At 39.3% G+C, this 9574-nt stretch carries 8 protein-coding genes, 14 tRNA genes and 2 rRNA genes; 2 read left to right on the forward strand and 22 right to left on the reverse strand.

Annotation, left to right across the window (positions count from 1 at the left end):
- Both G532_RS0111450 and G532_RS0111455 read left to right on the forward strand, forming a co-directional pair.
- Positions 1-251: ATP-binding protein (locus G532_RS0111450; protein WP_027964936.1), on the forward strand; the 251-nt coding region annotated here is incomplete at its 5' end.
- Positions 252-380: 129 nt separating this feature from the next.
- Positions 381-1421, forward strand: coding sequence for a hypothetical protein (locus G532_RS0111455; RefSeq protein WP_027964937.1), 1041 nt, complete (start codon positions 381-383; stop codon positions 1419-1421).
- A gap of 158 nt (positions 1422-1579) precedes the next feature.
- Here the strand turns inward: G532_RS0111455 and G532_RS0111460 are convergent, their stop codons facing one another.
- From G532_RS0111460 to G532_RS0111565, 22 genes are all read right to left on the reverse strand, one after another.
- Positions 1580-1984: a hypothetical protein gene (locus G532_RS0111460; protein ID WP_027964938.1), complete on the reverse strand. Its 405-nt coding sequence runs from the start codon at positions 1982-1984 to the stop codon at positions 1580-1582.
- A 197-nt stretch (positions 1985-2181) separates the two neighbouring features.
- Positions 2182-2907, reverse strand: coding sequence for a glycosyltransferase (locus tag G532_RS15240; protein WP_051189161.1), 726 nt, complete (start codon positions 2905-2907; stop codon positions 2182-2184).
- Between the two features lie 103 nt (positions 2908-3010).
- Positions 3011-3091 (reverse strand) — tRNA-Leu (locus tag G532_RS0111470).
- Between the two features lie 125 nt (positions 3092-3216).
- A complete protein-coding gene (locus tag G532_RS0111475; RefSeq protein ID WP_035512965.1) occupies positions 3217-4065 on the reverse strand; it encodes a carbohydrate ABC transporter permease in 849 nt (282 codons plus the stop codon).
- A 14-nt stretch (positions 4066-4079) separates the two neighbouring features.
- Positions 4080-4973, reverse strand: coding sequence for a carbohydrate ABC transporter permease (locus G532_RS0111480; protein WP_027964940.1), 894 nt, complete (start codon positions 4971-4973; stop codon positions 4080-4082).
- 88 nt (positions 4974-5061) lie between these two features.
- The gene (locus tag G532_RS0111485; protein ID WP_425402134.1) at positions 5062-6447 is read right to left on the reverse strand and encodes an ABC transporter substrate-binding protein; all 1386 of its coding nucleotides are present in this window, start codon (positions 6445-6447) and stop codon (positions 5062-5064) included.
- Positions 6448-6515: 68 nt separating this feature from the next.
- Positions 6516-7418 (reverse strand): N-acetylmuramic acid 6-phosphate etherase, encoded by a 903-nt coding sequence (murQ, locus tag G532_RS0111490; protein WP_027964942.1) that lies wholly within the window; start codon positions 7416-7418, stop codon positions 6516-6518.
- A gap of 262 nt (positions 7419-7680) precedes the next feature.
- Positions 7681-7754: transfer RNA gene (locus tag G532_RS0111495), tRNA-Cys, on the reverse strand.
- 8 nt (positions 7755-7762) lie between these two features.
- Positions 7763-7837 (reverse strand) — tRNA-Gly (locus tag G532_RS0111500).
- A gap of 3 nt (positions 7838-7840) precedes the next feature.
- Positions 7841-7915: transfer RNA gene (locus tag G532_RS0111505), tRNA-Gln, on the reverse strand.
- 10 nt (positions 7916-7925) lie between these two features.
- Positions 7926-7998 (reverse strand) — tRNA-His (locus G532_RS0111510).
- Between the two features lie 12 nt (positions 7999-8010).
- A tRNA-Trp gene (locus G532_RS0111515) sits at positions 8011-8084 on the reverse strand.
- A gap of 18 nt (positions 8085-8102) precedes the next feature.
- Positions 8103-8188, reverse strand: a tRNA-Tyr gene (locus G532_RS0111520).
- Positions 8189-8194: 6 nt separating this feature from the next.
- Positions 8195-8270 (reverse strand) — tRNA-Phe (locus G532_RS0111525).
- Positions 8271-8315: 45 nt separating this feature from the next.
- Positions 8316-8392 (reverse strand) — tRNA-Asp (locus G532_RS0111530).
- A gap of 75 nt (positions 8393-8467) precedes the next feature.
- Positions 8468-8544 (reverse strand) — tRNA-Met (locus G532_RS0111535).
- A gap of 40 nt (positions 8545-8584) precedes the next feature.
- Positions 8585-8660: transfer RNA gene (locus G532_RS0111540), tRNA-Val, on the reverse strand.
- A 13-nt stretch (positions 8661-8673) separates the two neighbouring features.
- Positions 8674-8745 (reverse strand) — tRNA-Glu (locus G532_RS0111545).
- 8 nt (positions 8746-8753) lie between these two features.
- A tRNA-Ser gene (locus tag G532_RS0111550) sits at positions 8754-8846 on the reverse strand.
- A gap of 4 nt (positions 8847-8850) precedes the next feature.
- A tRNA-Asn gene (locus G532_RS0111555) sits at positions 8851-8925 on the reverse strand.
- Between the two features lie 39 nt (positions 8926-8964).
- A 5S ribosomal RNA gene (gene rrf, locus G532_RS0111560) occupies positions 8965-9080 on the reverse strand.
- A gap of 170 nt (positions 9081-9250) precedes the next feature.
- Positions 9251-9574 (reverse strand): 23S ribosomal RNA (locus tag G532_RS0111565); the annotation flags it as partial.

Below are 9574 nucleotides of genomic sequence, written 5' to 3' on the forward strand. Positions count from 1 at the left end.
TAGATGAAATGGGTTATATTCCATTCAGTAAAGATGGAGCGGAGCTTCTGTTTCAGTTGATCACAGACTGGTATGAGCAGAAAAGTCTTATCATCACTTCTAATTTAGAATTTAGCCAATGGAATCGCATTTTTGTTGATGCAAGACTGACTGCTGCATTGGTGGATCGTGTGATTCACCATGCGCATATTCTAAGTTTCACCGGCAACAGTTATCGTGTCACACACGCACTATCGAATTACCCATCATAAAATATGGGCTGGCAATGTTCTCGAATTTCTTTTGCATTTTTATCAAGTTTTCTCTTGCAAAATACACATGTATCACGAATATATGATTCATTAATAATATATTAGTGTGCAATAAAAGGGTGAATGCCGATGCAACAATTCAAATTATATAATTCAAAAGAAATTGAGAAATTAAAGGAAGATTTAGATGTATATAAACAAACGTATAACCCCAATATGCCTAACGATTTAACGGAGTATCACCTTCAATTAAAGCGGGAGTTATATGATTTAAAAAGAAATTTATCTCAAGTAAAAGGAGTAGTGAAAACGATGGAAGAAAAATATAGACAGCTAGAAAAGTATGAACATCAAGACCAAAAGATCCTATATAGTATGGAGACGATAAATGATTCTTTATATAAGTTAAAAAAAGACATGGAGACAATTAGGTCGGGGGTGGAAGATTTACAGATTACAGAAGCATTAGATAAAATGAACGTAATAATTAATAGAACAGATGAAAATTTGATAACAGTTAAAGAACAGCTTCAAAAACAAAAAGCAGAACTATTAGAAACAAAAGAATCCCCTAAGCAAAATTACGCTCAGGCTTCTACCTCCCACCCATCCGAATATAAACAGCTACAAAAAATTCTTAACACTTTAAGTAAGCAACAACAGCCACATAGCTTAGGAGTAAATCGGCCTTTAAAAAATTCATCAAATACGATCCCTAATAGACCATTTACGGAACAACGAAGACCTATTACAAGAAGAAAGGAAAGCAGCCCTCTAAATAATTATCATAATCCATATAATAAAAATATAATTACTCGTACTTACAGTTCCAGAAAAGCTATGACAGGATCTGCTTTAGAACCCAACAAGGAAGAAACAGAAATTATTTCATTCAAACCTACCAAAGTTAACGAAAAAGACACGCTTATAAAAGAACAGAAACAAGAGGAGTTAGAAATGAAAAAGCCATCTACTGAAGTTGTTGTAGAGGAGCATGCGTTAAAAGAAGAAAACGTGATCGAAGAAAAAGAGAAGGTTGAAGAAGTTAAATCTAATAAATCGGAAGACTTATCCATTAAGAACGTAGAAACAACAATTACATCCGAACATGAATCACAAGAGAATAAACCAAATTCTTTTCTATCATTTATTAAGAAAACTTTTTCCTAAAAAGACATTCTATTTGAATAGGATTCGCTAAAATTGACCTAACTTATAGGAAGTAATCTTTAAAGTTGGGTCAATTTAATTTTTTTAACTTGAGAAAATTAAATGTAATAAATAAGAAGCTGCAGTTACATTCTTTTTTAACCAATAAAAACTACTTTTTAAATAAACAAATAAACTAAAAATGCCAAAATGAACACGACATCTGCTATGGCAAGATATAAACCGATTTTTGAAGTTTTAACCTTTGCTAAACTATAGTTAAACAAAGTGTCATATAAACTTACGACAAAAAGAAGGAGTGAAATGATTAAGACAACCACACTCTCCGTCATCAGAACTGCCAATATGTATAGTAACCATCTTCTGAAGAAATTGAATACTAAACCAATCACCATCATAGAAAAGGAGTTGGGATTTAATTCCAGTTCATCTTCGTCTGATAATTCACTTAACCCTTTTTTTATTTCTTTATGCTCTCTTAAATAACTTACATTAACCCATAAGATCAATAAACAGTAAAACATGATAAATAAGTCTTCGTTATTACTTGTTATTTCCCACACATTCCAATTCCTCTCATATCTTCCGACGTCTTCTCTTTTGACTATACTATAAATGATAAGAAATTAGTATCTAACCTACCATTTAAGAGGTTTAACTGGTTAAATAGAATGTCGAAAAAAATAAGACTAAAGATGAGCAACGTATCTATGGCTAATTTTTTCTTGGTAAGAAGTTTTGCTTTCTTCCTTATAAATACTCAACTACCCGTTTTAGACAAGAAAAACTCCTTAGAATCAGCAGCGTCTCGACAGCTTTTTACTAGGGCCCATGATTTAGTTAGCGCAAATTGCCGAGCCTTATAAGCAAATGATTCACATAATATTTTATTATCTAAAAGCCTAGTTGTTGCGTCTACAAATTCACTAATATTATTTGCATTACAAGCGTAACCATTCTCACCATCATTAATTAGATGCTTCACTCCCCCTTCATTCGCACCTATGACAGGCAAACCTGATGACATCGCTTCAAGAACTACATTGCCAAACGTTTCGGTTGTTGAGGGGAATAAGAAGAGATCACTTGAGGCATATACTTCCGCAAGCTCCTCTCCTTGAAGGAAGCCTGTGTAGGTTATGTTATCCGTTTCCGTTTCAGATAGAGATTTAAGAAGCGGGCCATCTCCAACAATCAATAGGCGTGTGTTCTTTTTAATGTGGTCAGCTAAGGATCTAAAGGTTTCAATCACTGTTGGTAAATTCTTTTCGGGTGCAATCCTACCTACGTACAGCAAAATATTTTCTTCATTGAATTTATATTTTTTCCTCACGCTATCACTTCTTTTAGCAGGTGTATAAAAAGCCTGGTTAACCCCTCGTCCCCATATTTCTATGTCACTATGAACGTTTTTAAATATCAATTTTTCCTTGGTGCTAATAGATGGGACAAAGACTTTCTTAAAGGAGCGATGAAACCACTTCATATATTTCCACACCCACTTATTTATAAATTGCAGGTGTGTCTGAATTCGGATAGGTGACACTATAAAAAAAGTTTCCCACAATGTGAGAAACGTTTAAAGATAATACCGGTGGCCGGGTTCGAACCGGCACTCCAGAGGAACACGATTTTGAGTCGTGCGCGTCTGCCAATTCCGCCACACCGGCATGTGGTCTTTTTTTCGTGACCGATTACAATCATAATACAGTAGGTTATGGTTTGTCAATCGCCTCTAATATAAAAATCGAAGCAAGGTTATTTGCGATAACCAAGCTTCGATTATTGACTCATTCTATCCTTTAATCGCTCCTTCTGTCATACCTTTCGTAATACGACGTTGGAAGATTGCGTACAAGATAATTACAGGTGTAATCGCAATGACTAGACTTGCGAATAACGTGCCCCATGCGTTTGTGTACTGGGCTTCGTTACTAATAAAGTCAATCGCCAAGGCAAGTGTATAATTTTCACTCGACTGTAAGAAGATCAAAGCCATGAAGTATTCGTTCCAAAACTGTATCGCGTTCATAATTGTAACGGTAATAATCCCCGACATCGTAAGTGGTGTAACGATTTTCCAAAGAATCCCGTATGGCGACATGCCATCCATTGCTGCGGATTCTTCTAGTGACTTCGGAATCGTACTCATAAAACTTGTTAATACGAAAATGGTAAACGGTAGCTGTGATAAGGCATATACTACACCTAATCCTAAGATGCTATCTAACATATTAAATTGAGCTAGTAAGAAGAATAATGGAATCCAACCTAATACCATTGGAATCATCATGGCTGATATGTACAGCGTGAATAGCGCGCCGCTACCTCTAAAACGAAGCCGTTCAATAGCATACGCTGTTGGAATGGCGAGTGCTAAACAAAGGACTGCACCAATAACGGTTACAATTAAACTATTAAATACACTTGTATCAATATTATAATCTGACCAAGCGGTAATGAAATTTTGATAATTAAATGACTCTGGGAACCCCCAAGGATTCGCATAAATCTCTGCATTTGATTTAAATGCCCCTAGGAACATCCAGAATAACGGATAAAGTACCGCTAAGGACCAAATGACAAGAGGGATTCTAATTCCTGTTCGTGCGACCATTTCACCGACTGTTTTTTTCGTTTTCATGTGCAATCCCCCCTTTAGTACTCTACTTTGTCTCTACGTAGTAAGAATTGAAGTAATAATACGGTAATTAGTGAAAGTGCTAAGATCATTACACCAATTGTTGCTCCATACCCGAAGTTATACTGATTAAATGCTTGTTGGTATAAATAGGACCCCATAACGTGTGTAGAGTTGTCAGGTCCACCGCCAGTCATAACCTGAACGATAATAAAGGAACCATTTAGTGTTGTAATAACGATATAAAGAATCGAGATTTTAATTTGTGGCCAGATCAATGGTAAAGTTACATGCCAAAACTGTTGCCATTCTGAAGCTCCATCAATTTCTGCTGCTTCAAAATTACTTTTTGAAATGTTTGCAATCCCTCCCATTAGTAAGAGCATGAATAGTCCAATTCCTGCCCATATGGAAGGTAAAACTAAACTTGGTAAGGCCCAGGTTGTACTTCCTAGCCAAGGTCGGGTCCAACTTTCTAATCCGATTGCTTCTAAACCAGAGTTCACTAAACCTAAATTTGGGTTGTAGATAAATGTCCACAGTATACCAATAACAACCACAGACATAATATTCGGAAAGAAGAACACGATTCGGTAGAACGGTGCTTCTTTGATCTTTAGCTGGGTCAATGCTACCGCTATAAATAATGCCATGATCATAATTCCAACGACTTTTGTAGCAACTAGGAAATAGTCATGGTAAATCGTCCGTGGAATAATATCATCATTGAACATTCTTCGATAATTATCTAGACCTACGTACTCACGTGTTTGGGAAGAACCTGACCATTCAAAGAAAGAAAAATAAAGTCCACTAAACATAGGATACAAAGTAAAAATGCTAAACATAATAAAGGTCGGTACTAAACAAAACGCGAGAAATATGTACTTCTGTTTTTTTGGTTGGACCATGATTGCTCACTCTTTCTATGGAAATAACAGTATGGAATGCGGAGAATCCTTCTCTCTACATTCCATACAATTTTATTTCCTACATTAATTATTCACCACTATAATCTGCGGCTGCTTCTTCTGCTCTTTCAATGAACTCATCTACGTCAATATCACCTAACATTAAGGAGATAAGCGCATCACTGACTGGTGTTTCTAAGTCAGAACTCATTGGGTGAGGCTTGTAATAAACTTCTGATTCATTATTAATCAAATCATTTGCTTCGATTAGATATGGAGGAACCTCTTCACTTTCAGAAAGGTCTACTCCTTCAATATTCATTAATGCACCTGTGTGCTCTGAGAATGAAAGTGCATATTCTTCAGAGAAGACAAATTCAACAAATGCTTTAGCTGCTTCTGGATTATCTGCTTCTTCTGCAATTGCTAATGGACGTAAATCCGGTACTACAGCCATTGGATCTCCTGCTTCATTCATTGGAGAAGGAATGAACCCAAACTCAAAGTCTTCAGGTACATCATCCGCCATTTCATTTGGCAACCAGAAACCTACAGGAATAAACGCATTATCATGCAGTAGGAAGTTCATTTGAGACTGTGTATGGTTCAGTGCCCCAGTACCACCATCAATATAACCTGCTTCTTGCATAGCTGCTACGTTCTCCATAACTTGACGGACTTCGTCTGTTTCCCATGCACCTTCTTGACCTGTAATAATATCTTCTAATAATTCATTACCGCCAGCTGCACCAAATGCAGGGTATAACATTCCGCGTAACATGTAATACGGGTGCTGACCAGTAGTTACAAACGGTTCAATATCTTCATTCTCTTGAAGATCACCCATCGTACTCATAAAACTATCAAAGTCGGATGGTACTTCATATCCGCCTTCCTCAAACCATGCTGCATCATACCATGTACCCCATGTATCAAATACAAGTGGTAAACTGAATAACTCACCATCATAATCAGATGGTTCTGCAATAAAGCTATCTAACAACGGCGTTCCATCTTCTAATTCAAGATCTTGAGCCCAATCAGTCAAGTTCATTAACTGACCATCTTCTACCATCTGTGTTTCACTAGACCCAGCACCATCAATATAAACTACATCAGGTGGATCATCAGAAACCCAGCGTGAACGCATCTCTTCATTAATATTTGGACCTGCATGTTCTACTATTTCTACTTCAGGATAAGTTGCTTGGAAATCTTCAATTACTTCTTTCCACCAAGAATCCCCGTATCCACCAACGAAATATTGAATTTCAAGTTCTCCGCTGATCTCACCTTCTTCTCCGCTTGCATCTGAATCTGAATCAGACTCTGAATCATCTTCCCCTGACTCTTCACTTGTGTCATCATCTCCGCCTTCATCAGGCACTTCATCTGCTCCACAAGCTGCAGCAAAGATTAAAAGGAACATAGCTAAGACAATCGCTAACCAATGCCATTTAAACTTCTTATTCAATGTAATATCCCCCTTGTACTTTAATTAATATATGAAACGTATAGCTTTGCTACACGGTTTCAACAAATTTAGTTAGAAGTTAACTCAATAGCTTCTCTCACATATCCATTTGAATCCTCAATTGCATCCAAAGCTTGCTCAAAAGTTACTCCACTTTTTAACATGACAATTGCAGGTTTAACTTGGTTATTGGTTTGATTTAAGACTTCTTCTGCAACTTCATAATCACAATTAGTAATTTCCATTATAATCGACTTTGCTCTGTGTCTTAATTTATTATTACTCGCCTGTACATCCACCATGAGATTTTCATAAACCTTCCCAAGCTTCACCATTGCTGTTGTACTAATCATATTAAGCACCATTTTATGAGCAGTTGCTGCTTTCATACGAGTTGATCCAGTTAAAACCTCTGGGCCAACCACAACTTCTATTGCCGTTTGTGCGTAGTTGCTTATAGATGATCGGTCATTACAAGTAAGTGATACCGTATACGCTCCTATTTCATTAGCTGCTTTTAATGCTCCTGTTGGATAAGGTGTTCTTCCACTCGCTGTAATGCCAATGACTACATCTTTTTTCGTTACTTCTTGCTTTTGAAGGTCGACTACACCTTGTTGCTCATGGTCTTCAGAACCTTCTACAGCTTCAAAAAAAGCATCCTTGCCACCTGCCATCAATGTTTGGACCAATTCATGTGACACCATAAATGTCGGTGGACATTCAGAGGCATCTAAGATCCCAAGTCTTCCACTCGTACCTGCCCCAACATAGAATAATCTTCCACCTTTAGATAATCGTTCTGCAATCTGATCAACAACAATTTCGATTTGAGGGAGAACTAACTCGACTGCATTCGCTACTTTTTTATCTTCTTGATTAATAGTAGTTAATATATCTATAGTTGTCATTTGATCTAAATTCCTACTATTTTCGTTTCGTTGTTCCGTAATTAGATTAGATAATTCCATATGTAAATTAGCTCCTCAGGTTCAATAGTAAGCGCTTTCACGTTGTCTACTTTAAAATTGAAAATATGTCGTTAATGTGTCTTATTATATAGTGATTGAACTATTCTGTCAATTTAATAATCATAAATTTGTAATATAATTTTATGATTATTTGATAAGGTCCATTCCTATATACCATAAAGAATATAAAAAAGCTGATAGACAGAGCATGTACTGTCTACCAGCTTGGATTATGTATTCCTGATGATCGTCGATAAATATTTGGAGGCGGCAACCGGATTTGAACCGGTGATAAAGGTTTTGCAGACCTCTGCCTTACCACTTGGCTATGCCGCCAGCGTCTCTGGAGCGGAAGACGGGATTCGAACCCGCGACCCCTACCTTGGCAAGGTAGTGTTCTACCGCTGAACTACTTCCGCAAATGGCTGGGCCAGCTGGATTCGAACCAGCGCATGACGGTACCAAAAACCGTTGCCTTACCGCTTGGCTATGGCCCAAAAGAAAAAGGGCGACCGGTGGGAATCGAACCCACGCGTGCTGGAGCCACAATCCAGTGCGTTAACCACTTCGCCACGACCGCCATATAAAAATATGGCAGGGGTAGTAGGAATCGAACCCACATCGGCGGTTTTGGAGACCGCTGTTCTACCGTTGAACTATACCCCTACATTATATATATGAAAATGGTGGAGGGAGTAGGACTCGAACCTACGAACCCGATGGGAGCGGATTTACAGTCCGCCGCGTTTGGCCAACTTCGCTATCCCTCCAAAAAATGGTGGCTCGGGACGGAATCGAACCGCCGACACACGGATTTTCAGTCCGTTGCTCTACCGACTGAGCTACCGAGCCGTAAAGTTATACTTGGATAACTTATGTAATTTATAAATAAAAAAGTGGCGGTCCGGACGGGACTCGAACCCGCGACCTCCTGCGTGACAGGCAGGCATTCTAACCAACTGAACTACCGGACCATTATTGGTTGCACTAAATTACTCCTGATATCACTTCGCATAGAAGTAAATTCTACGTAGTTTCGTGATAAATATTGGTTGCGGGGGTAGGATTTGAACCTACGGCCTCCGGGTTATGAGCCCGACGAGCTACCAGACTGCTCCACCCCGCGGTGTGAAGACTAGGTCGATCGACCTTAGTAAAATTGTAAATGGTGGAGGATGCAGGGCTCGAACCTGCGACCCCTTGCTTGTAAGGCAAGTGCTCTCCCAGCTGAGCTAATCCTCCGAATAAATAATGATGACCCGTACGGGATTCGAACCCGTGTTACCGCCGTGAAAGGGCGGTGTCTTAACCACTTGACCAACGGGCCAGTATAAATGGCGGAGAGCGAGGGATTCGAACCCTCGAGACCTCGGAAGAGGCCTACACGAATTCCAATCGTGCTCCTTCGGCCAGCTCGGACAGCTCTCCAGTTTGGCTCCAGCGGCAGGATTCGAACCTGCGACCAATTGATTAACAGTCAACTGCTCTACCACTGAGCTACGCTGGAATGTTCTTGACTGTCCATGAAGGAGAAATGATGAACATTGCCCGGCAGCGTCCTACTCTCACAGGGGAAGAACCCCAACTACCATCGGCGCTAGAGAGCTTAACTGCTGTGTTCGGCATGGGAACAGGTGTGGCCTCTCTGCCATTGCTACCGGACAAAAGTCATCTTCTTTAATCTATCATGATTTCCTGCGACAAATTATATTATATTCACCTTCGAGTAAAAATGCAAGTACTATTTAAACTTTTATAAAGGTTTATGTAGATGCACCTTCAAAACTAGATAAGAGTTTGTAACCAAGCATTAAAATGTTTCACGTTCGATCGAAGTTAAGTCCTCGATCGATTAGTATTCGTCAGCTCCACGTGTCACCACGCTTCCACCTCGAACCTATCTACCTCATCGTCTCTGAGGGATCTTACTTGCTTGAAGCAATGGGAAATCTCATCTCGAGGGGGGCTTCATGCTTAGATGCTTTCAGCACTTATCCCGACCACACGTAGCTACCCAGCCATGCCCTTGGCAGGACAACTGGTACACCAGCGGTGTGTCCATCCCGGTCCTCTCGTACTAAGGACAGCTCCTCTCAAATTTCCAGCGCCCACGACGGATAGGGACCGAACTGTCTCACGACGTTCTGAACCCAGCT

This window comes from Halalkalibacillus halophilus DSM 18494 (assembly GCF_000423105.1).
Taxonomy (GTDB): Bacteria; Bacillota; Bacilli; order Bacillales; family Alkalibacillaceae; genus Halalkalibacillus; species Halalkalibacillus halophilus.

Coding starts and splice junctions, on each gene's coding strand:
- G532_RS0111455 (WP_027964937.1), top strand. CDS start 381: ATGCAACAATTCAAATTATATAATTCAAAAGAAATTGAGAAATTAAAG.
- murQ (WP_027964942.1), bottom strand. CDS start 7,418: ATGGAATTATCTAATCTAATTACGGAACAACGAAACGAAAATAGTAGG.
- G532_RS0111475 (WP_035512965.1), bottom strand. CDS start 4,065: ATGAAAACGAAAAAAACAGTCGGTGAAATGGTCGCACGAACAGGAATT.
- G532_RS15240 (WP_051189161.1), bottom strand. CDS start 2,907: ATGAAGTGGTTTCATCGCTCCTTTAAGAAAGTCTTTGTCCCATCTATT.
- G532_RS0111480 (WP_027964940.1), bottom strand. CDS start 4,973: ATGGTCCAACCAAAAAAACAGAAGTACATATTTCTCGCGTTTTGTTTA.